This window comes from Chryseobacterium sp. Leaf201 (assembly GCF_001421435.1).
Classification (GTDB): domain Bacteria; phylum Bacteroidota; class Bacteroidia; order Flavobacteriales; family Weeksellaceae; genus Chryseobacterium.
Genome location: NZ_LMKA01000094.1, coordinates 1 through 26,686, shown reverse-complemented (window position 1 = coordinate 26,686; position 26,686 = coordinate 1). Strand labels below are relative to the sequence as shown.

Sequence of the window (26,686 nt, the reverse complement as noted above, 5' to 3'; positions counted from 1 at the left end):
AGTAATATTTCTTTTATAAGATATATCAATTACTTAATTACACTAAAGATTCAACTATTACATCTTTACAAAACGATTTGCGAAAATCCGCATATCGATTTTTAGAGGTACACATACAAAGACAAGAAGAGCGACTTAAAATAATTGTATAGACATATTCTGGAAGTTATTATATGTTTACATAAAAAACATTTCTTTCAATATAATTCCCTAATGATTTGTTATGACTAATTTTCTAATAAATTAACATATAATAGTTAAGCGCTTGTAGAATATAATCTTGCTTCATATGTAAATTAAATTATAAAAATTCATTAAGACAGTCTTGATATTGTTTCGATCATTCAAAAAAAACCGCCCTTCTATACAGTCTTATTTAAAATTAGTCCCTCATCACTTTCCTCACCAACTCCTCAATCACCCTACTCTTCTCCTTCTCCGTTTCCAGCAAACGTTCATACAGCTTTCTGTTCTCCTCGTAAGATTCCAACAATTTATCTAATGGATTAAAAGTAGGTTGGTAAATCTCTGTCCTCAAAATAGCAATACCATTATCGTTGGTATTAAATGTATTCGAGATAATATTAAAAAACGCATCCTCAGAAAAGTTCTTCAGGGCTTCCACGGAGATTTCCAGAGCTTTGGCGATGGGTTCCAGTTTGGTATCTTCAAGCGCTTCGGCGTTTTCAAACAATGATATTTTCTGCTGGCTGACGCCTAAGATTTCGGCCAGGGTTTCCTGCTTCATGCCGCGCATTTCCCTGATTCTTGCGATATTCCTCCCGATATGTTTCTGTGCTGTAGCTGCCATGGGTTAAAGATTTAAAACAAAGATATAAAATTATAAGCGATTCTGCCAGTCCGGTTTTTTACATTTCCCGTTTGGTAACCTACACCTGCCCGTGGTTCGGTACCCGGACTGGTATGGCCAACTTGCTGAAAAATTTCTCCCCATGCCACACCGTATCATTATCCCAGACACGCATCCGTACCATCAGAAACTGACAGATATGATGAACTCTTTTGCAGGCAGGCACTCTGTACAGCGGGTCTTCCTGAGCTGTCCGCAGGCTTCCCGGAAACACCTAATCATCATCCACCTCAGCGATTCCACCGTTCCTGACGATCTTCCTCAAAGCAGATGGGTTAAAAAAGCACAAAAACATTCAGACACCTATGTTATCATATTGGGCAGCGTTGATGTCAACAGGCACCTGAAACTGGGAAGCTTATTCATCAGCCGGCACTGTAACGCTTCATCCTTAATCTATAAAGCGGAAAACCATGAGCTTACCTATCCCGGGCTTCCCCGGCAGCTTAAAAAATTCAAACGTTTCAGGGAGGAATACTCCCGCACCTGCAAAATTCTGGATACCGAGATCCGCAGGGCTGAAAACGTCAACGCGACGGCAGTGGCCTATCACCTCTACACCAGCCTTTTCGAACACTATCTTTTCCATCTGGAGCTCCTCTGCCTGGGCAGGTATTTCCTTAAAGAAACCCTGAACGAGCGGTTCCTGAGACTGGAAGGTTTCCTGCCTGAAATCAGAACCCTGATGCTGAAAAAAACAGGGACGGCTTATTTTATCATTGATGCGCTTCTCAGTGCTAAAGAAGCGGATGAACAGGAAGGCGGCATGCACCTGAAGGCAGAGTTTAAGGAAGCCATTGCCGGGACAGCACAACAACTGCATCACCTCGCAGAAAGGACTTTCCGGGAAATGAAAAAAGCGGTGAAACATCCTGAGCCTTCAAAGGTGATGATTAAAAATAAAGAAGCCTCTCCTTACCAGCCCGTGATTGACCTCCTGATCCGGCATTTCCGTATTGAAGAGATTTACCTCTTTCATCAGGAAGAAGCGTATACTGGCGGGCAGAAAACCCAGGTCCTGTACCTTCTCCTGATCAGCAATACCATCAGTAACGGCCAGCTTTTTAACATGATGCAGATGACCCAGCAGCAGACCGAAGAAAGGTTCACCATTGTTGCGGTTGCCCACTCCAAATCATGGATCCAGGAGCATCTTTGGGAATCCCAGGCATTCTTCCGGAAAGTAATGGCTCCGGAAAATGCAGTCTACACCGCAGATTTCCCGTCCGTGATCCATTGGCATCCGGAAACAAACCTGTACACCGACATAGAGATTTACTGCCAGCATTGCACCGCACTGTACGAAAAATATAAAGTACTGCGCTCCCGGGCAGGATCTGACTCCCATGAAGGGCTGGGATTGATGTTAAGCGGATTCTTTTACAGGGCCTGTGCTGTGTTCATTTATATGCGTATTCGGTACCATCCCAATGAAATTGATATCCGCATCCTGTGGAAACTGTGTGAATACGCCGAACCTAAGGTGAAACATCTGGGCTACCTCATCGGGAAGCTGCCGTTTGATTTCTTTGAGTTCCTGAACCCATCCGAAAACTTATATAAAAATGCGTTTTATCTTGATGAAGAAACCCTTTGTGTATTTGATGAACTGATAAAGGATTTTTTAATTCTGTCAAATAACCGGTCTGAAAATTAAAACAAACCCATCCGTCTATTTCATGTATATGATATCTGTAATTTCTGCATTTTCAATGCCTCCTTCTCCATTTGCTGTTTAACCATAATAACCAATCTGTACATATAATCAGAACTGATAATCTCAGCTTATGATTAAACTGCTCCCATTCAGTACCTTATACATACCTCATTATCAGTAAGTGGCATAATGTTAGGGGATTATAAAGCCACCTAAAAAATATAAGTTATGTTTTACCATTCACAAAACCTTATCAACCCGATTGTACCGGATGAACCGGATCCGTCAGCAGCCAATGCTTTACAGGAAGGCCTGGGCGGACAGTTCGGGGAAATGCGTACGATGATGCAGTACCTTTTCCAGAGTTTTAATTTCCGCGGCAAGGCTACGCCGTACCTGGACTTGATCCAGGGCGTAGGGGTTGAAGAAATCTCCCACGTAGAGCTTATTACCAAAACCATTTCCCAGTTGCTGGACGGTTCCCCAAGATATCAGGGAGACAAATACGAAGCACCCAGCAAAGGCGGAGGCGTTGCCCTGGAAATGGCTAAGGAACAGCAAAATCCGCATCATTACATTGTAGGTGCCCAGTCTGCACTGCCGGTAGACGCTGCGGGAAACCCGTGGAGCGGCAGTTATGTGCACAACCACGGGAACCTGGTTCTCGACCTGATGGACAACCTGGTGGTAGAAGCTACCGGAAGGATCCAGAAATGCCGGATTTACCAGATGAGCAGCAATAAAACCCTGCGCGCCACGGTTGCCTTCCTTATTGTACGGGACGAGGCTCATCAGGCTGCTTTTGCAAAAGCCCTGGAAACGCTCGGTATAGACTGGGCCAAAGCCCTGCCTGTGCCGAAATTCGATTCTTCACAGTTTCCGGAAGTAAAAAGATTACTGGATTTAGGCCTTCACAGGGAGCAGTACACTTTCCGTATGGACGGATCCCTGATGGAACAGATTTTCAGCGGCCCTTCACCTTTTAATGATGGTACAGAGCTTACGACGCTTAAAGAACCCCGTGAATCTTACCCGATCCCACAGGCACCGGAACGTCCGGAAGAATTTGCCCCGGGACTGGATGAGGAAATGCAGGCATTAGCGGATGCGTTTACCGAGTTTAAGGAATCCGGAGGAAAAATAAAGAAAAGTGTTGCCGTTAAAGGAAGCAAAAAGAAATAGCCTTTTTTCCTATTCGATTTTAATCCGAATATAATTAAGGATTTAATATTTATATGATGGAAATGCCCATAAAAACATGTGTTTTTATGGGCATTTTATTTTTAACAGAAATTGGAGTTCAAATAGTTGTAGACGCTGGTCATTTTATTTCAGGATACCCGATATAATATTATATCTCAATCTTTTATCGTCTTTAATTTATAAATCTATCTCTATCGTATTTATACCTAAAATCAGAATTGGTCATTTCTACGCTATTCCGGATATCTTTTTCTGCGTTACTTTGAATTACAAAATAACCCATAAAACCATCTATCATGGATCAGACAAACACAAGCTACAATGCAAATTCTTCAGGACAAATCCAATTAGGAGGCGGAGCCCAGTTCTGGGTGTATATTTCACCGCAAAACGAAACAGCTAAAATGATTACCAAATGGAGGGTAACTTTTTCGCAGGGAAACTGGAGCGAAATGATTACCAGCGACAACCCGACACAGCAGATCAGAACAAACGGCCTTTCGGGGATCTTTGACATTAAAGTAGAGACCCTGAACGGTTCTACGGGAACATGGCGCGCCATCCCGCCTCAGGAAGGAAGCAAAAACCAGATCGGCTGTAATTCCAACTGTGCTTCTATGGTAGGAATTGTTGCAGACAGTACCCATCCGGCTCCGGGCGCTATCAACGCTGTATTCTGGACTACCTGGGATGCATTCTGTAAATCAGGGATATAATACCTGAGTAATTTAAACGCACAACACTCCATTGCCGCGGTATTTTGTATCAGCCAGTCCCATACTGCCTGTTCTGCAAAATACCGCGGCAATTGTTGTTTTTAAAAGCAATAACCAGTATAGGGATATTTTAGATCATGCTACGTACCTATACATTAACCCTTTTTTCGTAATTTTGTATAGACATTGGTACCAAATTAAAATACTAAGGTACAATAATATATTTAAAAAGCAACAAATTATTGATTATTAACAATTAATTATTGCTTAATGCATTTTTATCACAATCAAAACATATAAAATGAAAATTTACCAAAAGATCCGGGAGTACAGCAAGGGAAAAGGAGAAACCATGAAAGAAATTGCAGATGCTTATGGTGTCACGCCACAGTCTATCCAGCTGTATTTTGCAGGAAAAAATGCAATACCCCTGAATTTCCTGGCCTGGTACATTGAAAAACATCCGGATATTGACCTGTATGCCCTTTTCAGCAATGAACAACAGTCTATTGTTTCTGAACCTAAAGCTGAATATCAGACAAAATCTAAAAAACAGGATGTGATTGATAAGATTGTATCTATCCTCAATAAAGAATTATAAGTCTGGAAATGGCATTGCCATCTTTGAATAAAGTAGAATGTGCATTTCCCGGATTTATTTTGAATGATTCGACAAGGCAACCCAAAGGCCATATAATCATCCGTTATTTCCGGCATGTGGATTAATTTTGTTAAAATACTGACTGTAATTTAGCCTGTTCAGACAATCTCTAGTTTGATGCGACAAAGAATGTCGTATGATACGGCATCGGTATGTTTAGACTATTCAACCCTTTTCGTAAACTCTACCCTTCTCTTGTTACGCTTCTCCAAAATCCTGAAAAATTCAATAGGATTTCAATACTCCATTATCTTCTTTACAATATCAGATTAAGTAACTTTTAGAGCAGTTTATAGGTTCCCTCTTATGCCGTCTGTTTTTTCATCTTATTATCCATTTTGTTCGGGTGTTGTTCGATACCTGTTCGATAGTTCTTCGGAAAAAAGGTGTTTTTTCCGAAGAACTATCGAAGAATACCCGAAGCGTTTCCGAAGAAATGCTGAATTATACGAGTCAAAATACTTCAAAACCAGTCACTTTTTTGCTGAGGTAAACTGAGGTAATAAATCATCCTGAATATGGATGCCGCTACCCTCTGATAGAAATGAAAACAAAAACATCCGGGAGAAGAACAGCAGACGAAAACCTGAAATGGAAAGTGAAACTTTACCACTGCTTCCGAGCCGCCTTAGCACCGAGAAATCCCGCGGATCACTTAACCGCTTTAGCACCTGTGCTTTTGCTTTTTGCCGGCGTTGTTTTCTTCTTATTCTTCGCCTTCCTGAAATCCCAGGGTGATACCGGATTCCGGTCTGCCCACAAACCCAGTTTCTTTTGTTTGGCTTCATCCTGCAGCTTCTGCAGCTCCGTATTTTTTGATGCTTTAAAATACCACCATCCGAATCCTGCCTTTACAATTTCCCTGGACAGGTATTTGTCATTATCATAGAAAACCCCGGCAACAGACCGTCCGTACCGGTCTTTTCCTACCGTATAAAAGGTAACCGTCTTCCCGAAAACCTGTGAGCCGGTATATGCTTTTGCATTCTTCCCGAAAGCCTGGCTGCTCTCAGGACAGTCCACTTCTGCCAACCTCAGGGTTTGCTGGGTATTGCCGGCCAGCAGGACCACAACGGTATCACCGTCTTTTATGCTGATGACCTTTCCTTTGATCTGTGAAAAAACGGAAACGGAAATAAAAAATAAAGCAAGAGAGATAAATTTTTTCATTTAAATGATAAGAAAATATAGTAAGCATTAGACATTAAATCAGGTCTGTACAAGAGCAGATTTAAGGAAAATCAATATGTTAAAATTAACCCTGTCCCTGAATCCATATTCCTTTATTGATCCCGATAAAAGCACCAAAGGTCTGTTAAAATTCCTTTTGAAACAAGTGTCTGTATCTTCATCATTATTTAACGTTATGCCAAGAATAAAAGTTATTTCAGGCACCGTAAAGCCGTAAAATATAAACCGTTGAAAACTAAAACACTAAACTGCCGGGCAATAAAATAAGTACCTATGAGCCACAAAAAAGACTAAAAAAATGTTTTATCGTAAAGAATTTTATATATTTGCACCATCTAACAATTAAAAAAATAATTTACTATGTCAGACATTGCATCAAGAGTAAAAGCTATCATCGCTGATAAGCTTGACGTTGAAGAAACTGAAGTGACTCCTGAAGCTAGCTTCACAAACGATTTGGGAGCAGATTCATTGGATACAGTTGAATTGATCATGGAATTTGAAAAAGAATTCAACATTCAAATCCCTGATGATCAGGCTGAAAAAATTACTACTGTAGGTCACGCTATCGCTTATATCGAAGAAGTAGTAAATAAATAATATTCTTCAACAAAAAAGAAAATTAAAGAAAGTTTATGGAATTGAAAAGAGTAGTTGTAACCGGTTTTGGAGCAATAACGCCGATTGGGAATAATGCAAAAGAATACTGGGAAAACCTTGTAAAAGGCGAGAGCGGTGCCGCTCCGATTACTCTTTTTGATGCCACAAACTTTAAAACAAAATTCGCCTGCGAAGTAAAGAATTTCGATCCGCTACAACATTTCGACAAGAAAGAAGCTAAAAAGATGGACAGAAATACACAGCTTGGTATGGTGGCTGCCAGAGAAGCAGTGGCACACTCGGGAATTATTGAAGACAACGTAAACAAAGACAGAGTCGGGGTAATCTGGGGTTCAGGAATCGGAGGGCTGGAAACATTTGAACATGAAGTCCTGGGATGGGCCAACACGGATATTCCGAGGTTCAACCCGTTCTTTATTCCTAAAATGATTGCAGACATCACTCCGGGGCATATTTCTATTGAATATGGCTTCCACGGACCGAATTACACAACGGTTTCTGCCTGTGCGTCTTCTGCCAATGCCCTGATTGATGCCAAAATGCTGATCCAGCTCGGAAAAGCAGATGTCATTGTATGCGGAGGCTCCGAAGCAGCCGTAACAGCAAGCGGTGTCGGCGGATTCAACGCCATGATGGCACTTTCTACAAGAAATGATAACCCTACAACAGCTTCAAGACCATTTGACAAAGACCGGGACGGATTTGTACTGGGCGAAGGAGCAGGATGCATCATCCTTGAAGAATATGAGCACGCGGTAAAACGTGGGGCAACAATTTATGCAGAATTAAAAGGCGGAGGCCTGAGTGCAGATGCACATCACATGACGGCTCCTCATCCTGAAGGACTGGGCGCTTATCTGGTAATGAAGAACTGTCTGGAAGACGCAGGGTTAACTGCTGATGAAGTAGACCATATCAACATGCATGGTACCTCTACTCCATTAGGAGACATTGCAGAATCCAATGCCATTTCAAAATTACTCGGCGAGCATGCTTTCAACATTCAGATTAATTCTACAAAATCAATGACCGGCCACCTTCTGGGTGCTGCAGGGGTTATTGAAGCAATTGCTGCGTTGGGAACTATTATTCATGGTATTGTTCCTCCTACCATCAATCATTTTACCGATGATGAAAATATCGACAGCAGACTGAACTTCACGTTCAATGATGCTGCGAAAAAAGATGTAAAAGTAGCCATGAGCAATACTTTCGGGTTTGGCGGGCACAATGCCTGCGTTCTATTTACGAAAATCTAATTTTACTGAATGGAGTTACAGAAATACTTTTCTAAATTCCTTCTCAAACAAAGAAAAAGAACATTAACGGAGAGAGATTATTTTCTCAGCACCAGGCTCAGCAAGATCCTCGGGACTGAGGTACAAAATATCGCGCTCTACCGTGAAGCTTTTTCTGTGAAAAGTTCTTCTAAAAACAAAGACAGCAACTATGAGAGGCTGGAGTTTTTAGGGGATTCTGTTTTGGGTACCGTGATTTCCTGCCATCTGTTTCATACCTATCCTCAGGCCAATGAAGGATACCTGACACAGATGAAATCCAAGATTGTCAACAGGAAAAACCTCAACAAATTAGGAGAAGACTTAAAACTGACTGATCTGCTGCAAAAGCAGAATTCCGTGGCTTTAGGGGAAAACATCTCCGGAAATTTATTTGAGGCCTTAATCGGTGCAGTTTATCTGGACTTCCAGTATGATACCTGTAAAAGAATTATCATGGAACGGCTGCTGACCGCTACCGAGATCAATAAGCTCGAAAATAAAATTGTAAGCTACAAAGGCCTCCTGCTCGAATGGAGCCAGAAGAAAAAGCTGAATATAAAGTACGAAACCTGCGAAGAGATACAGGTAAACAAATCTATTGTTTTCCGCTGCCATGTCTGGCTGGGAGAAGAGAAAATAGCCAACGCTACGGAAACTTCCAAAAAGAAAGCAGAAGAAAAAGCAGCACAGAGGGCATTTTATATTTTAAACAAAAAAGAAAACATCCTTGGAAATCCAAAACCTTTATGATCTTGATGATATAGAATCTGATGATATTACCATAGGACTGGTAAGACTGGCAAAGCATATCCCTGACCATGAGTTTTTCTTTACCGTAAACCAGAAGAATGGCATTAATTTTAAACGTATTGCTGATCTTATCTTCCAGGGAGCCCATTATGACTATCATTTTTCAAGGTTTGAGGCTTACGATAAGTTTACAAAGACCTGCTTCACTTTCATTTCTAACCGGTCTTTTGAAAGCAGGCAGAAAAAAACACACACAGAACTCTTCTTACAGGAAGATAACATTAAATTTTTATTAAATAACCAGGTAGAAGTACAATATATTTTGTACAGTCCGGAACAGTTTACTGATTTTTCCGTAATTTTGCTCCCTGAAAATCTTGTGTTTCCAATTCAAGATTATACATTAAGTTCTGAAGAAGAGCTTTATCAAATTATCCAGTATTATGAATAAGTATTTAAAGAAGACAAAAATTATCGCGACACTTGGTCCGGCTTCATCGTCGAAGGAAGTAATGTTAGGGTTAATGAAAGCAGGTGTTGATATTTTCAGAATCAACTTTTCGCATGCAGACTATGATTTAGTTCGATCCAATATTAACATCATCAGAGAACTCAATAAAGAATACGGTTTTTCTGTAGGGATCCTCGGCGACCTTCAGGGCCCGAAACTGAGAGTAGGTGTAGTAAAGGAGGGTTCTTACCTTAATCCTGGAGACATTCTTACCTTTACAAACGAAAAAATAGAAGGTGATTCCACCAGAGTCTACATGACTTACCAACAGTTCCCGCAGGACGTAAAAGTAGGTGAGAAAATCCTTATTGATGACGGAAAGCTGATGCTTGAAGTTATTGAAACCAACGAAATAGATACGGTAAAGGCAAAAACCATCCAGGGTGGGCCTTTAAGCTCTAAAAAAGGGGTAAACCTTCCGAATACCAATGTTTCCCTTCCTGCCTTAACGGAAAAAGACATTCAGGATGCGAACTTCATGCTTGACCATGACGTAGACTGGATTGCCCTTTCTTTCGTGCGCCATGCCCAGGACATCATTGACCTGAAAGAACTTATTTCAAAACATCCCAACGGAAAATTCAAGACACCGATTATCGCAAAAATCGAGAAGCCTGAAGGGGTAAAAAATATTGAGGAAATCTTATTGGAGTGCGACGGCCTGATGGTTGCCCGTGGAGATTTAGGGGTTGAGGTTCCGATGGAAGAAGTTCCTGCGATCCAGAAAACACTGGTTGAAAAAGCAAGGTTCTACTCCAAGCCGGTAATCATTGCCACACAGATGATGGAAACAATGATCAACAGCTTAACGCCAACAAGAGCGGAAGTAAATGACGTAGCCAATTCTGTACTTGACGGTGCCGATGCAGTAATGCTTTCCGGGGAAACTTCTGTAGGAAGATATCCTGTTCAGGTGGTTGAAAATATGACCAAGATCGTTAAGAATATTGAAACGACTCATTTTTACCAGCATAAAAACGAACCGATTGAAAAAGACTTCAACTGCATCGATGAAAGGTTTATTACCAACAGGGTATGCCTTGCGGCCGTAAGAATTGCCAAAACAACCAATGTAGCGGCTATCGTCACCCTGACCAGTTCAGGATATACCGCATTCCAGCTGGCTGCCCACCGTCCGAATTCCCACATCATCGTATTCAGCGGAAACAAAAGGGTCATTACCATGCTGAACCTGCTTTGGGGTGTTCATGCATTCTATTACGACATGAAGAAATCTACAGATGAAACGATTATCCAGGTAAACATGCTGACGCATAACTACGGATATATTGAGGCCGGAGATTTTGTTATCAACATCAATGCTACTCCATCTTACGAAGGCGGAAAAACAAATACGCTGAGATTAACTACGGTTTAATTTAAACCTCAGCTTTATCAATAAAAAACTCCCGGAAAATTCCGGGAGTTTTTTTATTCGTAATCGGTTTTATCAAGATATTCCTGCTCAGCTTCATAAATATTTATCTGATTCTTATAAATATCATATAAAATTTTATTATCAAAGATTGTAATCCCTTCTTTCATTTTTGGAGGTTCATACTCAAAATCATATGGATAAAACATTTTTCCGTCCTTCTGCACCAGACTGTAGCCGAATCTTTTTCTGAAAACAAAAAACTTTTCAGCATAGAAATCATCCATTACTTCATCCACATTTTCAAATTCAAAAGGAATTACTACTTGGTTATTCTCATCTACTGCTCCTAATTTACCTTCTTTCTTCACAAAGTAAAAGCCATTCTTTTCACCGTCAGCCATCACATGATAGTCATACTCTGCAGGAATACGCTTCTTACTTTTAGTAATTAATCCTAATTTACCGTTTTCAGAAACTGCTATTACCGAAAAACAGGTCATTATGTTATGCTCAAAAGGGATAATAATGTCACCTTTATAATTTAATATCCCAAATGTATCATCTTTTTTAAAGCACAGCCAATATTTAGAAATAGTATTGATCTCGCTTTCATTTTTCGGAGCGATAAAATTATAAGTCAGCATATGATATGGGATATCATAAATAAAAGGAATTGCAACTTTATTTTTGCGGTTAAGCAAGCCCATTTTATCCTGGTGATTGACAGCCAGAAAATATCCTGTATCTCCAAGCGGCTGGATTTGTTTATACATTTCCGGAATAAGAGGCTTAAGATTTTGATTTAGAATTCCGAAATTTTTATTGTGCTCTACAACAATATATTTTTTATAAGGTATGTATAAAGATTTATTTACTAATTTCTTAGTCTTTATATTATAAAAGCTGTACAGTGTTTTATCTTTTCTGTTGGTACGGAGGATGATAAATCCGTCTTTATAATAATCTGCCTGATTGTATTCAAAAGGCACAACAATTTTTCCTTTCTTATCAATCAATCCTGTAAATTTACCGTTAAATGCTAAGAAAAGATCTCCTGTTTTCCGAATACTTTTATATTTTTCTGAAATAATTTTCCCTTTATCATTTATTAAAAAGAAACCCTCTTTTTGTTGCAGGGTTATAACATCTTTACTGAAATTATAGTCAAGCATTTCTGTTTCAGTATAAAAATCTTCTCCATAAGGCTTTAAATCTTTATTTAGTAAATACCATGTATATACATTGTCTTTCTTTACCAATCCAAAGCAGAAATTATTATAGGCTATAACATCTTCATAAAGAAAGTTCGTAAGATGATGTCCCTTTATATCAACCAGATCTTTTTTACCATCATTTCTGGATTCTTTAATAAAATAATCAGATAATTTATAACGGCTTGCATCAATCGAAAGTCTTGTGTTACCTTTAGACTGACAGATCACATGCATATCTTTTTTTCTGACAATTTCATTTCTTTTATTGATTTCACCGATAAAATAGTCTTCATTATCATCCCAATCGTTAATGTTTTCAAAGTAATTGCTTCTTTGAACCCCATTTTTATCTATAAAATAATAAAAAGGTAAATTTTCTTTTTCGATACAGGGATTTGGCTGTCCACAATTTACTTTTCGGGTTAGTGAGATGTTTTCCCTTACTTTTGCATATCCAAATATATTGAAAACACCAACTGACAGATACTTAGCAGGAATAACTTCTTTACCTGCCTGATCTATAAAGCCCCACTGATTGTTTTCTCTTTTTAAAACTCTGGCTCTCCTTGTTTCAGCTTCATCATGACTTTTTTGAAATGTCCCTATAATCATATATTTTTCCTGAAGGTTATTAATATCTGCAGAATCTGTCATTATTCCGTATCTATCAATAGAGATCAATTTCTGAGAAAAGTATAAGCAACAGGTGAGGAGAAAGAATGAAATATACAGTTTTTGCATATTAATTCCCCACAATCGTCCTTGCCGTCACAAATTCTTTTAAAGCCAGTAAAGAGAGCTCCGTTCCGTAGCCCGATGTCTTGGTACCGCCAAAAGGGAAACGCGGATCAGAACTGGTCATCCTGTTGATATTTACCGTCCCGGATTCAAGGTTCTCAATAAAGAAAAGCTGGCGGCCTCTGTCTTTTGCCCAGACCGAATTGGAAAGTCCGAAAGGGATATCATTAGCCATCTGTAAGGCTTCTTCATCATTTTTGGCAATCATGACCATTCCCAGCGGCCCGAAAAGTTCTTCCTGTAAAATCGGGTTGCCCTCCTGTACCCTGATCAGTCCGGGCATGAATTCATTATCGGAAATCCTTTCAAGCGGAATGATGATTTCGGCTCCGTTCTCCAAAGCTTTCCGGAATTGTTTTTCCAGGTCGTCCGCAAGGTCCGGGCGGGCCATTCCTGCGATTTTCGTTTCCTTATCTATTGGATCAGCAGGAACGTATTTCTTATATTCTTCAATGAATTTAGGAAGAAAGGTATCTTCTATTTTTTCATCAATTATAAATCTTTTAGCTGCCACACAGGTCTGTCCGCAGTTTTGAAGCCTTGCCTGTGCTCCCACTTTTGCCGCTTCATCCAGGTCTGCATCATCCAGGACAATAAAAGCATCGCTCCCTCCCAGTTCCAGCAGGGATTTTTTGATATTCTGCCCTGCAATGGAAGCCACTTCAGCTCCGGCCTTTTCACTTCCCGTTAAGCTCACGCCTGCAACAGCCTCATGTTCCAGGACTTCTTTTACATCTTTATGGCCTATTTCGAGATTCTGGAAAACCCCTTCCGGGAAACCTGCTTCCAACAGTATATCTTCAATGGCATTCCCGCTTCCGAAACAGATGGAAGCATGTTTAAGAACTACCGTATTGCCCGCTAAAATGGCAGGGACCGCAAACCTTAACACCTGCCAGAAAGGAAAATTCCATGGCATAACGCCTAAAATCACTCCTTTCGGGACATACTGAATTTCCGAGTAGCTGTATTCCGAATCTACTTTTTCAGGCTTTAAAATATTTTCTGCATCTGCATAATAGTTCATCATCAGGGCACATTTCTCAATTTCAGCAATCGATTGTGAAATCGGCTTGTTCATTTCTGAAGTAATGATCCTGCCGAACTTTTCAGCATTGGTTTTTAATAACTCAGCTGCTTTGGCAATATATTTCTGACGGTCTTCAAACGGTACATTTTTCCATTCTTTGAAGGTCTTGCCTGCCCTGATTAATTTATTTTCAATTGATTGTTCCATAATGTAAGATCTGTTTAATTCAGATGATATGATGAATATATTGTAGCTTCTTAAGCACCGGAAAAGCAGCAAATTCTGTTCCCTGCCACCAACAGTTACAGTGATTTTATCTATGGATACCATCACCATCCAATCAGGCCATAAACCATTCGTTAACAAGCGTTGCTGCAAGTCTGGCCGTGCGGTCCTGAATATCATAGGCAGGATTGACTTCCGCTACATCCAAAGCCAGCAGTTTTCTGCTCTTTAAAATATGCCTGTAAAAATGCATGAAAGCAGCATCGGCAAAGATCCCGTTGTATGCCGAAGCCGAAACTCCGGGTGCTATGGAAGCATTAAAAACATCCATGCAAACGGTAAGGTAAAGATAATCCACACTGCCCAGCAGGTCATCAATACGCTGATAAACGGACGGAAGGTTTTCAAAGAAAATTTCATCCGCCAGGATATACTTCATCCTGTACTGGTGCGCAGTATCAAACAGTTTTAAGGTATTTGAATTCCTCTGGATCCCGATATGGAGTGAATTCATTTCGCCTTCCTGGGCAATCTGCCAGAAACCTGTTCCGGAACTTGCACCTGCACTTTCAGGCTGACGGTTGTCAAAGTGGGCATCGATATTGATAATCCCGATCTTCTGCTCCGGAAATGCGGTTTTTACGCCTAAATAATGGGCATAGGTAACTTCATGACCGCCTCCGAGAACTACCGATTTGCCGCCTTTCAGCAAAACTTTGGAAACCCTTTTGGCAAGGTCATGCTGGGTATTCTCCAGATTTCCGTCCGGGCATACGATGTTTCCGAAATCCAGCAGTGAAAAATCAGGAAGGATAACCGGGAAATTGGCCATATTTTTCCTGATGAGATCCGGAGCTTCTTTTGCTCCCTGCCGGCCTTTGTTTCTGCGGACACCTTCGTCTACGGCAAATCCGTGCAGTACAAAGTCATCTGCTGAAATTGTATCGTAGTTATTTTCTTCTCTTATCCTCTGAAATATTCTGTGGAAAAGAAGTTCTTCCCCGTCTAATCTTCCCTGCCAAATATTTTTCATTATTAATGTGTGTATGTGATAAAGTGTGTTGGATATTTTAAATTATATTTCCGTTAATATAAACATTTTCAGCCTTTAAACTCCCCTGATAATATAAAATATTCTGGAAATTATCGGTTTTGAAAGTAACAAAATCCGCTTTCATCCCTTCTTCCAGTTTTCCTCTGTCTTCCAGCCCGAGCGCAAACGCAGAACGGAAGGTAATTCCCGCTAAAACCTCAGCGGTGGTAAGCTTTTCAAATGTGGCCAACACTGAAGCCTGGGTAATCAGATTGCCCATGGGTGCAGACCCTGGGTTCCAATCGCTTGCGATGGCTAAAATGGCACCCGCATCCAGTAATTTCCTGGCCGGTGTAAACTTCTCGCCCAATCCTAAGCTTGCTCCCGGTAAAGCGGTGGCCACCGTATCAGATTCTGCCAGAAAGGTAATATCTTCATCAATGGTTGCCTCCAGGTGATCAGCAGATTTCGCGCCAACCTCCACTGCAATTCTTGAGCTTCCGGGTGTAAACTGATCGGCATGGACTGTAATTTCAAAACCTAAATCTTTAGTTTTAAGCAGAAAATCACGGCTTTCTTCAGGTTGGAAAGCAGACTTCTCAATAAATACATCAACACGTTCTGCAAGGCTTTCTTCTTTTACTTTAGGCAGAATCTCGGTCAGGATATATTGTAAGTAGGCCGGATTATCCCCTTCAAAATCCTTTGGCTTCAGGTGCGCTGAAAGACAGGTTGGCACCAGGGTTGCCGGGGTCTGCGCCTGTGTTTTTTTAATGGTACGGAGCATTTTCAGCTCGTTGTCAACATCCAGTCCGTATCCGCTTTTCACCTCAATGGTCGTAATCCCGAGAGAAATTAAAAAATTGATTCTTTCCAGAAGTGTCTTTAACAGTTCTTCTTCCGGAGCATTCCTGGTATGTTGTACAGAATTCCAGATCCCGCCTCCGCTTTCAGCAATTTGCAGATAGGTCTTCCCCGCATTACGCATGGCAAAATCATTCGCCCGGTTACCGCCAAAACAAATATGGGTGTGCGAATCTGTGAACGCAGGGAGAACGATCTGTACGCCTTCTACGGATTCAGTTTCGATATCCTGATATTCAGATTTTAACGTTTCAAAAGTTCCGGTTTTGTGAATTTTACCGTTGTTCACAATAATTCCGCCATCAGAGATGACGTCTATCTGTTCATCAGAAAGTTTTCCTCTTAACGGGAGATCGGCAAGGGTTACTACCTGCCTGAAAGGACCTATAAGTTTCATGTATCGGGTTTAAACTGTAATTCAGATAAAAATACGGGATGCTTCAGAATGCCGGATTGTATTTTCATATGCGTTTCCGCGGTAATCCGGACACAGACAGAAGCGCTGTACATTCTTATCTTTAAATTTCTCTCTCAAAAATACTCAAAATATCTCTTGTTCTCAAATCTTAATTTTTCCGTAATCTCAACCTCAATTTTTCCTATCTTTACGGTAAATGAAATTGAATTAATGCCTGATTTTTTACATCCCGATAAAGACAATTTTTCCAGCGATGAACTGATGCAGGAAGAACAGATTCGTCCGCAGAGCTTTAAAGATTTTGCCGGACAGAGAAAGACTTTGGAGAACCTCGAAGTTTTTGTAAATGCTGCCAAAAGGCGTGGCGGAGCCCTGGATCATGTTTTGCTGCACGGCCCTCCCGGCCTAGGTAAGACAACCCTGGCCAATATTATTGCAAATGAACTCGGGGTCAGCTGCAAGATTACTTCCGGCCCCGTACTGGATAAACCGGGCAGCCTTGCGGGCTTACTCACCAACCTGGAGGAAAACGACGTTCTTTTTATTGATGAGATCCACCGTCTGTCGCCTGTTGTGGAAGAATACCTGTATTCTGCCATGGAGGATTATAAAATTGATATTATGCTGGAAACGGGCCCGAATGCAAGAAGTGTCCAGATCAGCTTAAATCCTTTTACCCTGGTAGGTGCAACAACCAGAAGCGGAATGCTGACGAAACCGATGCTGGCAAGATTCGGGATCCAGAGCAGGCTGGAATATTATACGGTTGAACTTTTGTCCATGATCATTATCCGGAGTGCCCGGGTTCTCGGCGTGAGAATTTATGAAGATGCAGCCATTGAGATTGCCAGAAGAAGCCGCGGAACCCCGAGAATTGCAAATGCACTCTTGAGAAGGGTCCGGGATTTTGCCGAAATAAAAGGAAACGGTGAAATTGAAATCAACATCACCAAATATGCGCTGGACTCTCTGCATGTAGATGAATTCGGACTGGATGAAATGGACAATAAGATCATGCGCGTAATGATTGAGAATTTTAAGGGCAAGCCGGTGGGAATTTCTGCCCTGGCCACCTCAATCGCAGAAAATCCGGAAACGCTGGAGGAAGTGTACGAACCTTTCCTGATTCAGGAAGGATTTATCATCAGAACCCCGAGAGGACGGGAAGTAACAGAGAAAGCCTATAAGCATTTAAATATTCCGATACCGAGAAACCCGGGAGAACTTTTTTAAGCCGGACTTAGTTTTATTTTAAAATTAACTTTGCAGGTTTGCGGTTTAAAGAAAAGTAATTTAATCTATGTATGTACCTAAATTATACAGAAGCGAAGATTATAACGTGATGAAGGAAATCATCAGGGAAAATGCCTTTGCAATGCTGATTTCTTCCGGAGACAGAATAAGAGCCACCCATTCTATGATGATGCTTAATGAAGATGATCCGGAAAACACCTATATAGAAACCCATATTTCAAGAGCAAATCCTCAGTCAAAAACACTGAAGAACGGAGATGAAGTACTGTGCGACTTTTTGGGTGCACACAGCTATATTTCCAGCAGCTGGTATGACCATATCAATGTTTCAACATGGAATTACGAAGCGGTGCAAATCTACGGGAAGGTACAGCTGATGGATCAGGAAGAGCTGTATAAGCATCTGGAAAAATTAACTTCCCGGTTTGAAAAAAACCAGCAGTGCCCGATGATGGTGGAAGATATGGGGAGGGCATTTGTAGAGAAAGAGATGAAAGGGGCATTCGGCATCAAAATAATTCCGGATGAGATTTTCATCCAGCAGAAACTTTCCCAAAACAGAAAAGAGCATGACTTCCAAAACATCATTTCAAATCTTGAAAACGGAAGCGACAATGAACGAAAAACAGCTGATCAGATGAAAAAGCTGAAAAGATAAGACACGATAAAAACTTAATATTATATGAAATTATATCCAATACAATGTGGAAAATTTAAGCTGGACGGCGGCGCCATGTTCGGAGTCGTCCCAAAGAGTCTGTGGGAAAAAACAAACCCGGCAGACGAAAGAAACCTGATTGAGCTGGGAACCCGTTCCCTTCTTGTGGAAGACGGGAAAAAACTGATCCTGATCGACTGCGGCCTAGGCAATAAGCAGGACGAAAAATTCTTCGGTCACTACTCGCTTTGGGGAGATGATAATTTAGACAAAAATTTAAAAAAATACGGTTTTGTAAAGGAGGATATTACTGATGTCTTCCTTACCCACCTTCATTTCGACCACTGTGGCGGTGCCATTGAATGGAATGATGACAAAACAGGATACCGGCCGGCTTTTAAGAACGCACAGTTCTGGTCAAATGAAAACCATTGGCAATGGGCAACCGAGCCCAATCCGAGGGAAAAAGCAAGCTTCCTGAAGGAAAATATCATCCCGATCCAGGAAAGCGGACAGCTTAATTTCGTATCCCTTCCCAACACGGGAAACTATGGTTTCATGCCCGATCTGAAAATGGATGTGATCTTTGTTGACGGCCATACAGAAAAGCAGATGCTGCCTGTTATCCAGTACCAGGAAAAAACGATTGTATTTGCTGCAGACCTGATCCCTACAGCCGGGCACATTAACCAGGTTTATGTAATGGGATATGATACAAGACCTCTTTTAACAATGGAAGAAAAAGGGAAATTCCTGAAAAAGTGTGTGGAAAATGAATATCTGCTGTTCTTTGAGCACGATGCCCATCATGAACTGGCCAGCCTTAAAATGACTGAAAAGGGCGTAAGGCTTGACGAGACTTTTAGCTTTAATGATGTTTTCGGATATTAATTGTTAACAATGGAAGAATTACATTCAGAAAACCTTACCACAGAACCGGACCCGTTATCGGCACCGAAAGTTATCGGGCTTACAGGAGGTATCGGATCAGGAAAAACTACCGTTGCACGTTTCATTGAGGAATTCGGATTTCCGGTATATTATTCGGATGACCGTGCAAAGACTATAGTCAATGAGGACGATGGTTTAAGGTTAAAAATAAAGGAACTTTTAGGAAATGAAGCCTATGATACAAATGGCCTTTATGACCGGAAAACAGTAGCCGAAAAAGTTTTTAATGATAAAGAACTGCTCGATCAGCTAAACGAAATTATCCATCCCGCTGTCCGGATTGATTTTGAAAACTGGCTGCAGCAACAGACCAAATACCTGGTTTTTAAAGAGACTGCCCTACTGTTTGAATTAAAGCTCAACCGGCAGTGCTATAAATCTCTGCTGATTACTGCTGAAGACAATATCAGGATTAAAAGGGTAATGGACCGGGACGGCAAAACCTACCGCGAAGTACAGGCCGTTATGGAAAAGCAGATGCCCGAAAAAGATAAAATAAAACTCGCAGACTGTGTTATCCACAACAACACAAACATAGACGATTTAAAGGAACAGACTGAAAAGGTCATCTTCGATATCGAATAAACATAAAACCCGTTAGAAAATACCTAACGGGTTTTTTATTGAGCTTTTTTAAATGAATTAAATTTACCGGTAACCAACATCGGGCGTGTTTAAAAGAGGTAATCTTTACAGAACCAATAATTATCAGAAACAATAAATCCCAAAGATTAAAGATGTTTTTGACTGATATATTCTTATCCCCTATTCATTAATAAATCAAACCGATTCTGATCTTGTTTCTCTGTTGAATTTGAAAAAATCAAGTGTTTAAATACAAAAAATAGGCTCCCGTAAACGGGAGCCTATTACAAATGATTAATAATTAAATGTATACTTATTCTTTGATAAATTTCTTCTGGGCAGAAGTTTCGTTTCCGTCCTGAATGTCTATTACATAAACACCATTTATCAGGTTATGTACATCTATGCTGTTATTTAGGATAATACCGTTGGATACCAGCTGTCCTGCGGCGTTATAGATCTTATAATCTGCTTTTTTGCTGATATTTTTCACATATAACACTGTCTTAACCGGGTTAGGATAAATTAATATATCCGTCTGATTAACCGGGTTAGGAACAGGAAGTTTAGAAATCCTTACTGTATAATCTTCTACTTCACCAACAGGGAAATTAGCACAGTTTACCGGGATTGCATCTTTTGCCATCGCTACTCTCATCACTACGTATTTGTAGTCTGTCAAGCTGATGAAGGCATCTGCAGGCACTGTAAATGTTCCATTGGCCGTAGCATCTGTACTCGGGTCAACAGCCATGATTCTTTCGTTAATATCGAAATATCCGTTTCTGTTGAAATCAATCCAAACAGCTACACCTGCCTTCGAACCTCCTGTAAGTTTTTTATCAATGGTAATCTGGTTTCCTGTAGATCCCTGTACCAATTCAATAAACTTAAGAGGGTTACCCGTAAAGTCAGAATAATTAGAAGCAACTGATATATTTTCCATTTTCGGTTTACCGTTTGGTGTAACGGTAACTTTTGAAATATAATCTGTACTTGCCGCAGAACTCATCTGGCAGTATACAATGGTAGGCGTTGTAAAGAAATACGGCAGTGTATAAGTAGCCGGCGTACCGCTACATACATTTGCTACCTGCATTTCATACTGTGTAAGCTCAATCAGTCCGGTTAATGTAACCGTATTGGTTGCAACCGCTACCGTTGTCCAGCTTGGAATCCCTACTTTTCTGTATCTTAATACATACGTTGCTCCTGGGAAAGGATCCCAAACTACAACTGCAGTAGTCGGTGTAAGGTTAGTGATCGTTAATCCCGGAGGAGGTAATTCACAGATTCTCTCTGTTACAAATACTTTAGGGTTAGACCAAGGGTTAACCGTTGTTTCACCGTTACAGATATTGGCTACCTGTACTTCATATGTCGTATACGGAAGTAAACCTGTAAGGGTCAACGTATTTAAAGGTGCTGTTGTAACGTTTACCGTTGTCCACACTGTAGTTCCTACTATCCTGTATCTGATCTGATAAGTTGCGCTTGCCGCCACAGGAGCCCAGTTGACTACTGCTGAGGTTGCTGTTACTGTACCGATTGTTACATTCGGAGGTGTAGGATCACATCTTGTGGTAAATGTTTTTACAGGTGCAAATGGCCCAGGGCTTGTTCCGCAGCTTGAAGCAATCTGTACTTCATATGTTGTTGCAGGGGTAAGTCCTGTTAAGCTCAAAGGCGGGTTTCCTGTTAATGTAGAAGCTGTAACTTCTGTCCATGGTGCTGTACTTCCGGCTACCCTGTATCTTACGATAAAGGTAAGACTGCCTGTAGGCACTGTCCATGTAACATTAGCAGAAGTATGCGTAATGGTATTGAATGCTAAATTAGTCGGTGCCGTTGTAGAACAAGGCCTCAGTTTTACCGAATAGTCTTCAACTTCTCCATTAACAGCATTCTGACACATTACAGGCGCACTTGAACGTTTCAGAACCACTCTCATGGTTGTGGTTAACGGACCGTTATACGCTGTTGTAGGTACATTGAACAATGATGTTACCGGAGTGGTAGCACTTGCTGCAGAGTTCATAATCTGTTCTGAAGTTTCAAATATACCGTTTCTGTTAAAGTCGATCCACGCAGAAACCGCATCACTCTGTGCCGCTCCGGACCATCCTTTAGATACGGAAATCTTATTTCCTGTAGAACCGATTTCCAAATTAACAAGTGTAGCCGGAGCTGTATAACTGATATAATTGGTCTGAACAGAGGTATTACTCATCGGAGGTATGCCCGGGTTAACAGAAGTCATTGTCACATTGGAAATGAAATCAGTAGTTCCGGTACCGGTCATGTTACAGTACGTAATCGGCGTAGTGGTAAACGGTGTAGAAGTAGACCAAGGTCCCTGGGTTCCGCCACAAATTGTAGCTACCTGCACTTCGTATGCCGTCTGCTCTGTAAGACCTGTAATATTATAACTGTTTCCTGTAATAGGTGCCGGAGATACGTTCCATGCTCCTACCGGGTTGGTCGTTCTCCATCTTACCAGATACGTGGCTCCTGTAGAAGAGATCCATGAAACTGTAGCGGTAGTAGCTCCTACATTGGTTAATACAATACCTGTAGGTGCTGCTGTAGTACATGGCTGGATATCAATGAATTTAACCTGATAATCTTCCACTTCTCCATCACTTGTAAGCGGTGAACATGCATCAGTTGGTGTAAGGAAATACACAATAACACGCATTTTCAGCTTATTGGTTCCGATATAAGCTCCTGCCGGAACAGCAAAGGTAGCAGTAACCGGTGTTGTAGAAGAGTATCCTAAGTTCATGACTCTCTCCCCTCCTGCGATAGTAGTCGGGTTATTATTGAATATTCCGTCTCCGTTGAAGTCGATCCATGCATATGTGGAATAAGTTCCTGATGTTATGGTTCTTCCTACAGAAAGTGAATTATTCGTAGAGTTACGGGCTAAGGTGATAATCTTGGTAACATCATTAGAATAATCCGTATAAGTACTAGGTCCGGAATTGTTGGACATAGCCGGCGTATTGGTACCCGATACTGTAATATTACTGATATAAGCATTATTGACAGTTGCTGTACCGGAATTACAATATGAAATGGCAGGGGTAGTGAAGTTCACAGAACCTGACCATGCTCCGGTAGTACCGCCGCAGATCGTTGCCACCTGTACTTCATAGGTAGTAGCACCGTTAAGGTTACTGATTGTGTAAGGATTGGTTGCTGCCACAACAGTTGTCCATGCTCCCGTTCCTGTTCTGTATCTCAATGTATAAGTAGCTCCTGTTGCATTGATCCAGGAAACCAAAGCGGTAGAGGCTGTTACGTTGGAAACAATAATCGGAGACGGCGGAGCTGTAGTACAAGGCGAAAGATCAATGATCTTAACGGCATAGTCTTCAATCTCACCGTTCGCTACCGTAGCACAAGGATCTGTAATGGTGCTGGTAGAGAAGATTACTCTCATTCTAAGGGTCAGCGGACCGTTGTAAGAAGTAGTCGGAACCGTAAACGTTGCCGTGATCGGCGTTGTTGTATTGGCTGTTGTATTGACTACTCTTTCAGTTGTCTCAAGAATCCCGTTTCTGTTGAAATCAATCCACACGCCTACTGCTAATGAAGAAGTGGTAGTGCCTAACCATGATTTAGAAACAGAAATGCTGTTATTGGTTGACGTACGAACCAGTGTAATCAGTTTCGCAGGATCAGCAGAATAGTTTGTATATGTATTCGCGCCTGAGTTGTTACTCATCACATAAGAATTCGTAGGGGAAATGGTTACGTTTGAAATATAACCGTTTGTATTATTGCTTGAAGTAATCGTACAATAAGTAACTGCAGGAGTTGTAAAAGGCATTGGTGCCGTATAAGTTCCTGTAGTTCCTGAACATACATAGGCTACTTGAACTTCATATTGGGTCTGCTCCGTTAAACCGTTGATGGTATAAGCACTGGTGGTTAAAGGAACTGTAGTCCATGTTGTAGAACCAAAAGGTCTGTACTGCAATACATAAGTAGCACCTACAGCCGGATCCCACATTACATAGGCAGAAGTAGCTGTAATGTTACTTACAGAAAGGTTCAGCGGAGCATTGCTCGTACAAGGGATAGGCTGGATCAGTTTCACAGCATAATCCTCCACTTCCCCGTCTCCGAAACTCTGACACATAACAGGAGAACTTGAGTATCTCATAGCTACTCTCATTCTTGTTGTTGCAGGTCCGTTATAAGCCGTTGTCGGAACGTTGAAGGTAGCAGTAACAGGCGTTGTTGCACTTGCAGGAGAATTCATTACCTGCTCAGTTGCTTCAAACACTCCGTTTCTGTTAAAATCAATCCAAACACCTACAGCCTCACTGTAACTGAAACCGCCAGGGTAAAACTTAGATACAGAAACTGTATTTCCTACAGATCCGATCACCAGGTTTACTAATGCACTAGGTGTCGGTGAATAATCTGTATAAGTAGATCCCACAGAGTTGTTGCTCATAACAGGTGCACCAACCGGAGTTACCGTAACATTGGAAATATATTCCGATGCAAAGTTACTTGAGGTCATCGTACAATAACTAAGACCTAAAGTAGTAAAGGTTGTAATCGCAGAGAAAGGCCCCTGAACTCCTGAACAAACAGTGGAAACCTGTACCTGGTACTGGATACCGTCTGTTAATCCTGTGAGGTTTATAGAGTTTCCTGTAGAAGGAACCGTAATCCATGTTGTGCTGCCTAACGGACGGTACTGAACTACATAGGTTGAGTTCGCCGTAGCCACCCATGAAACAGTTGCCGTAGTCTGCGTAATTGCTGAAACCACAATACCTGTCGGAGCCGCTCCTGTACAACTTGCCAGTGAAGCTACTGTAGAACTTCCGATAGCATAGAATACGTTTCCGATAGCGCTTACTCTGATTTTAACATTACCTCCCAGCGTAAGACCGGTTAAGTTGATAGACTCATTACCGTCATTAGCTGTAGAAGCTGAAGCTACCGTCCAGGTTACTCCGTTATCTGTAGTATAGTCAATTTTTACATTAGCTACATTATAAGGAGCAGCTGTTGTATTAACAACATCCCAGGTAATATTGGTAGGACCGTTATTATAGGCAGTGGTAGTAGTCACTTTAAAAGGGCCGTCATTTCCTACAATAATCTGCTGGTTGGCAAATTGAGTCTGCTGCTGAGTAGCTACGGGATTGTTATCTCTTACCGTTACCCGGAAATTAGTGGTTCTGGCAATTGTAGAAACAGATTCCCAACCGTTATTAGCGTTATTTAAAACTCCGGCCAATACTGAAGATAATTTTGGAAAATATCTTACAGGATTGGTAGTAGGTGTAAATGACCTGAACGATGCTCCGGTAAGCGTCGTTCCTAAATTATTTTTATTAATGGTAGCAGATGCATTATCCACTTGTTCCCAGGTATAGGTCATTGGGTCATTTTCAGCATCCGTTGCGGAGGCTGTTAACACAAATGCAGTACCTTTAGGAATATTGTACGTAGGCAAAGCCGTAATTACAGGTGGATTATTTGTGGTGGTTGTTTCCACATCACACGTTTTGCTGTTGAGGTTATTCTGAACCTGCGTAATGCTAACGGCATGGAAATAAGGATCCGAATGCGGCTGAACATCTGTATTGGGACCTGTAATCCCTGCATAGCCCATAATAGTAGACCCGGAGCCCGGCTCCACATTAACTCCTGCTCCTTCCAATCCATGAGAGAATGTGTGATTGGCTCCTAACTGATGCCCGATTTCGTGGGCTACGTAGTCGATATCAAAATTATCTCCCTGTGGAATACCGTCCGCAGGTGAAGTATAGCCAGAACCTTTACCGTTTGGCACTGAAGTGGTCGGGTTGATACAAACACAGCCTATACAGCCTGCATTTCCACCTCCGCCTGAAGCACCAAATAAGTGACCGATGTCATAGTTGGCATTGCCCACATTGGCAGTAAGTGCCTGTTGCAATTCTCCGTTCCATGCTCCTCCGGCACCCGCTGCTGCAGGTGAATAAGGATCTGTTGCCGGATTTGTGTAAATAACACCCGGATAGTTCTGCAGATCCAAGTGCAGGGCGAAATCTTTTTCAAATACGCCGTTTACTCTGGTTAAACTTGCGTTGATTGCGACTAACGCATTCGCAACAGTTCCCCCAAAAAACTGGGTATACTCTCCTGTTACCGACATGGCCAGTCTCATCGTTCTGTATTTTTTGTCAGAAGATTTTGCGAAATTGGTTGTCTGGTTGGAAAAAGCTTTACCGGTTGTGTACAGTTTTTCGATCTCCTGTTTGGACAGCTTGTCCTCGTTCATGGAACAGAGGAAACCTTCATTGCTTTTATCAGTTTTTGGATGCACACCATACACTGTTTTAGACTTGTCAGCCGGCTCTATAAATTCGTACTGCCCATCCTTGATGATCATCGACTGAAAATCATCGGGTGCCAGACTGAATCTAAGGTACTTGCCCGGATCATCAATCCCGACACCTACATAGGAGCCCAGTTGATACTGATCTGCCAGTTCTTTCACTACCACAGGGAAGCTGTAAACGGCAAATCTTTCAATTTTTCCTTCTAAAGTTGGCAAAGAAATGGTGACGGGCTTTGCATTTTTGCCCGTTTCCTGTGCTTTTGCCAATTGAGACTTTAGTAAAGAAATGTCTAGAGAATAATAGTTCTTAATATCAGAACCTGCTCTGGATTTTTCTCCTCTGAATGTCGTCGGACTCCATTGTGCACTGGTAATCGCAAACAAAAAGAGGAAAAAGAAAGAAGTAAAATTTTTCTTCATAACTTTCTCAATATATTAATTAAACAAATCTAATCATTTTTT

20 protein-coding genes are annotated in these 26,686 nt (G+C 41.3%); 13 read left to right on the top strand and 7 right to left on the bottom strand.

Annotation, left to right across the window (positions count from 1 at the left end):
* Positions 1-382: 382 nt before the first annotated feature.
* Positions 383-811 (bottom strand): helix-turn-helix domain-containing protein, encoded by a 429-nt coding sequence (locus ASE55_RS14555; RefSeq protein ID WP_056221116.1) that lies wholly within the window; start codon positions 809-811, stop codon positions 383-385.
* A gap of 142 nt (positions 812-953) precedes the next feature.
* On the opposite strand from ASE55_RS14555, the gene ASE55_RS14550 reads away from it, so the two are divergent.
* The 4 genes from ASE55_RS14550 to ASE55_RS14535 all read left to right on the top strand — a co-directional run bounded on the left by ASE55_RS14550 (position 954) and on the right by ASE55_RS14535 (position 5,048).
* Positions 954-2,528 carry a hypothetical protein gene (locus tag ASE55_RS14550; RefSeq protein ID WP_128414585.1) on the top strand — a complete coding sequence of 525 codons (1,575 nt, stop codon included), beginning with the start codon at positions 954-956 and terminating at the stop codon, positions 2,526-2,528.
* A 228-nt stretch (positions 2,529-2,756) separates the two neighbouring features.
* Positions 2,757-3,710 carry a manganese catalase family protein gene (locus ASE55_RS14545; protein WP_056221111.1) on the top strand — a complete coding sequence of 318 codons (954 nt, stop codon included), beginning with the start codon at positions 2,757-2,759 and terminating at the stop codon, positions 3,708-3,710.
* A 317-nt stretch (positions 3,711-4,027) separates the two neighbouring features.
* Positions 4,028-4,447 carry a hypothetical protein gene (locus tag ASE55_RS14540; RefSeq protein WP_056221109.1) on the top strand — a complete coding sequence of 140 codons (420 nt, stop codon included), beginning with the start codon at positions 4,028-4,030 and terminating at the stop codon, positions 4,445-4,447.
* Positions 4,448-4,748: 301 nt separating this feature from the next.
* Positions 4,749-5,048, top strand: coding sequence for a helix-turn-helix domain-containing protein (locus ASE55_RS14535; RefSeq protein WP_056221106.1), 300 nt, complete (start codon positions 4,749-4,751; stop codon positions 5,046-5,048).
* A 711-nt stretch (positions 5,049-5,759) separates the two neighbouring features.
* On the opposite strand, the gene ASE55_RS14530 is transcribed toward ASE55_RS14535, so the two are convergent.
* Positions 5,760-6,278: a thermonuclease family protein gene (locus ASE55_RS14530; RefSeq protein WP_056221105.1), complete on the bottom strand. Its 519-nt coding sequence runs from the start codon at positions 6,276-6,278 to the stop codon at positions 5,760-5,762.
* 381 nt (positions 6,279-6,659) lie between these two features.
* Here ASE55_RS14530 and ASE55_RS14525 point away from each other — a divergent pair, with 381 nt between their 5' ends.
* The 5 genes from ASE55_RS14525 to pyk are packed head-to-tail and all read left to right on the top strand — an operon-like array spanning position 6,660 to position 10,839.
* Entirely contained in the window at positions 6,660-6,899 is a 240-nt protein-coding gene (locus ASE55_RS14525; RefSeq protein WP_002976354.1) for an acyl carrier protein, read from the top strand.
* 35 nt (positions 6,900-6,934) lie between these two features.
* Positions 6,935-8,179 carry a beta-ketoacyl-ACP synthase II gene (gene fabF, locus ASE55_RS14520; RefSeq protein WP_056221102.1) on the top strand — a complete coding sequence of 415 codons (1,245 nt, stop codon included), beginning with the start codon at positions 6,935-6,937 and terminating at the stop codon, positions 8,177-8,179.
* Between the two features lie 9 nt (positions 8,180-8,188).
* A complete protein-coding gene (gene rnc / locus ASE55_RS14515) occupies positions 8,189-8,950 on the top strand; it encodes a ribonuclease III (protein ID WP_056221100.1) in 762 nt (253 codons plus the stop codon).
* Positions 8,928-9,401 carry an IPExxxVDY family protein gene (locus ASE55_RS14510; RefSeq protein ID WP_056221097.1) on the top strand — a complete coding sequence of 158 codons (474 nt, stop codon included), beginning with the start codon at positions 8,928-8,930 and terminating at the stop codon, positions 9,399-9,401. Before rnc ends, ASE55_RS14510 begins: the two co-directional genes overlap by 23 nt.
* Positions 9,394-10,839: a pyruvate kinase gene (gene pyk, locus ASE55_RS14505; protein WP_056221094.1), complete on the top strand. Its 1,446-nt coding sequence runs from the start codon at positions 9,394-9,396 to the stop codon at positions 10,837-10,839. The genes ASE55_RS14510 and pyk overlap by 8 nt, the downstream gene beginning before the upstream one ends.
* 53 nt (positions 10,840-10,892) lie before the next feature.
* On the opposite strand, the gene ASE55_RS14500 is transcribed toward pyk, so the two are convergent.
* From ASE55_RS14500 to hutI, 4 genes are all read right to left on the bottom strand, one after another.
* A complete protein-coding gene (locus tag ASE55_RS14500) occupies positions 10,893-12,707 on the bottom strand; it encodes a WG repeat-containing protein (protein WP_056221092.1) in 1,815 nt (604 codons plus the stop codon).
* Between the two features lie 88 nt (positions 12,708-12,795).
* A complete protein-coding gene (locus ASE55_RS14495; protein ID WP_056221121.1) occupies positions 12,796-14,088 on the bottom strand; it encodes an aldehyde dehydrogenase family protein in 1,293 nt (430 codons plus the stop codon).
* A gap of 133 nt (positions 14,089-14,221) precedes the next feature.
* The gene (gene hutG / locus ASE55_RS14490) at positions 14,222-15,139 is read right to left on the bottom strand and encodes a formimidoylglutamase (RefSeq protein WP_056221089.1); all 918 of its coding nucleotides are present in this window, start codon (positions 15,137-15,139) and stop codon (positions 14,222-14,224) included.
* A gap of 37 nt (positions 15,140-15,176) precedes the next feature.
* Positions 15,177-16,400, bottom strand: a complete 1,224-nt coding sequence (gene hutI, locus ASE55_RS14485) for an imidazolonepropionase (protein WP_056221086.1) — start codon at positions 16,398-16,400, stop codon at positions 15,177-15,179.
* 231 nt (positions 16,401-16,631) lie between these two features.
* Between hutI and ruvB the strand changes: the two genes are divergently transcribed.
* From ruvB to coaE, 4 genes are all read left to right on the top strand, one after another.
* Positions 16,632-17,654 carry a Holliday junction branch migration DNA helicase RuvB gene (ruvB, locus tag ASE55_RS14480; protein ID WP_056221118.1) on the top strand — a complete coding sequence of 341 codons (1,023 nt, stop codon included), beginning with the start codon at positions 16,632-16,634 and terminating at the stop codon, positions 17,652-17,654.
* Between the two features lie 67 nt (positions 17,655-17,721).
* On the top strand, positions 17,722-18,333 hold the full coding sequence (locus ASE55_RS14475; protein WP_056221083.1) for an FMN-binding negative transcriptional regulator: 612 nt from the start codon (positions 17,722-17,724) through the stop codon (positions 18,331-18,333).
* A gap of 24 nt (positions 18,334-18,357) precedes the next feature.
* Entirely contained in the window at positions 18,358-19,224 is an 867-nt protein-coding gene (locus tag ASE55_RS14470) for an MBL fold metallo-hydrolase (RefSeq protein WP_056221081.1), read from the top strand.
* 9 nt (positions 19,225-19,233) lie between these two features.
* Positions 19,234-19,869: a dephospho-CoA kinase gene (coaE, locus tag ASE55_RS14465; protein WP_056221077.1), complete on the top strand. Its 636-nt coding sequence runs from the start codon at positions 19,234-19,236 to the stop codon at positions 19,867-19,869.
* 313 nt (positions 19,870-20,182) lie between these two features.
* Here coaE and ASE55_RS14460 read toward each other — a convergent pair whose 3' ends face one another.
* Positions 20,183-26,644, bottom strand: coding sequence for a GEVED domain-containing protein (locus tag ASE55_RS14460; RefSeq protein ID WP_056221074.1), 6,462 nt, complete (start codon positions 26,642-26,644; stop codon positions 20,183-20,185).
* Between the last annotated feature and the right edge of the window lie 42 nt (positions 26,645-26,686).

What these genes read in the sequence shown, in the direction of transcription:
- ASE55_RS14555 (WP_056221116.1), bottom strand. Translation starts at nt 811, where the DNA reads ATGGCAGCTACAGCACAGAAACATATCGGGAGGAATATCGCAAGAATC.
- ASE55_RS14550 (WP_128414585.1), top strand. Translation starts at nt 954, where the DNA reads ATGCCACACCGTATCATTATCCCAGACACGCATCCGTACCATCAGAAA.
- ASE55_RS14545 (WP_056221111.1), top strand. Translation starts at nt 2,757, where the DNA reads ATGTTTTACCATTCACAAAACCTTATCAACCCGATTGTACCGGATGAA.
- ASE55_RS14540 (WP_056221109.1), top strand. Translation starts at nt 4,028, where the DNA reads ATGGATCAGACAAACACAAGCTACAATGCAAATTCTTCAGGACAAATC.
- ASE55_RS14535 (WP_056221106.1), top strand. Translation starts at nt 4,749, where the DNA reads ATGAAAATTTACCAAAAGATCCGGGAGTACAGCAAGGGAAAAGGAGAA.
- ASE55_RS14530 (WP_056221105.1), bottom strand. Translation starts at nt 6,278, where the DNA reads ATGAAAAAATTTATCTCTCTTGCTTTATTTTTTATTTCCGTTTCCGTT.
- ASE55_RS14525 (WP_002976354.1), top strand. Translation starts at nt 6,660, where the DNA reads ATGTCAGACATTGCATCAAGAGTAAAAGCTATCATCGCTGATAAGCTT.
- fabF (WP_056221102.1), top strand. Translation starts at nt 6,935, where the DNA reads ATGGAATTGAAAAGAGTAGTTGTAACCGGTTTTGGAGCAATAACGCCG.
- rnc (WP_056221100.1), top strand. Translation starts at nt 8,189, where the DNA reads ATGGAGTTACAGAAATACTTTTCTAAATTCCTTCTCAAACAAAGAAAA.
- pyk (WP_056221094.1), top strand. Translation starts at nt 9,394, where the DNA reads ATGAATAAGTATTTAAAGAAGACAAAAATTATCGCGACACTTGGTCCG.
- ASE55_RS14500 (WP_056221092.1), bottom strand. Translation starts at nt 12,707, where the DNA reads ATGACAGATTCTGCAGATATTAATAACCTTCAGGAAAAATATATGATT.
- ASE55_RS14495 (WP_056221121.1), bottom strand. Translation starts at nt 14,088, where the DNA reads ATGGAACAATCAATTGAAAATAAATTAATCAGGGCAGGCAAGACCTTC.
- hutG (WP_056221089.1), bottom strand. Translation starts at nt 15,139, where the DNA reads ATGAAAAATATTTGGCAGGGAAGATTAGACGGGGAAGAACTTCTTTTC.
- hutI (WP_056221086.1), bottom strand. Translation starts at nt 16,400, where the DNA reads ATGAAACTTATAGGTCCTTTCAGGCAGGTAGTAACCCTTGCCGATCTC.
- ruvB (WP_056221118.1), top strand. Translation starts at nt 16,632, where the DNA reads ATGCCTGATTTTTTACATCCCGATAAAGACAATTTTTCCAGCGATGAA.
- ASE55_RS14475 (WP_056221083.1), top strand. Translation starts at nt 17,722, where the DNA reads ATGTATGTACCTAAATTATACAGAAGCGAAGATTATAACGTGATGAAG.
- ASE55_RS14470 (WP_056221081.1), top strand. Translation starts at nt 18,358, where the DNA reads ATGAAATTATATCCAATACAATGTGGAAAATTTAAGCTGGACGGCGGC.
- coaE (WP_056221077.1), top strand. Translation starts at nt 19,234, where the DNA reads ATGGAAGAATTACATTCAGAAAACCTTACCACAGAACCGGACCCGTTA.
- ASE55_RS14460 (WP_056221074.1), bottom strand. Translation starts at nt 26,644, where the DNA reads ATGAAGAAAAATTTTACTTCTTTCTTTTTCCTCTTTTTGTTTGCGATT.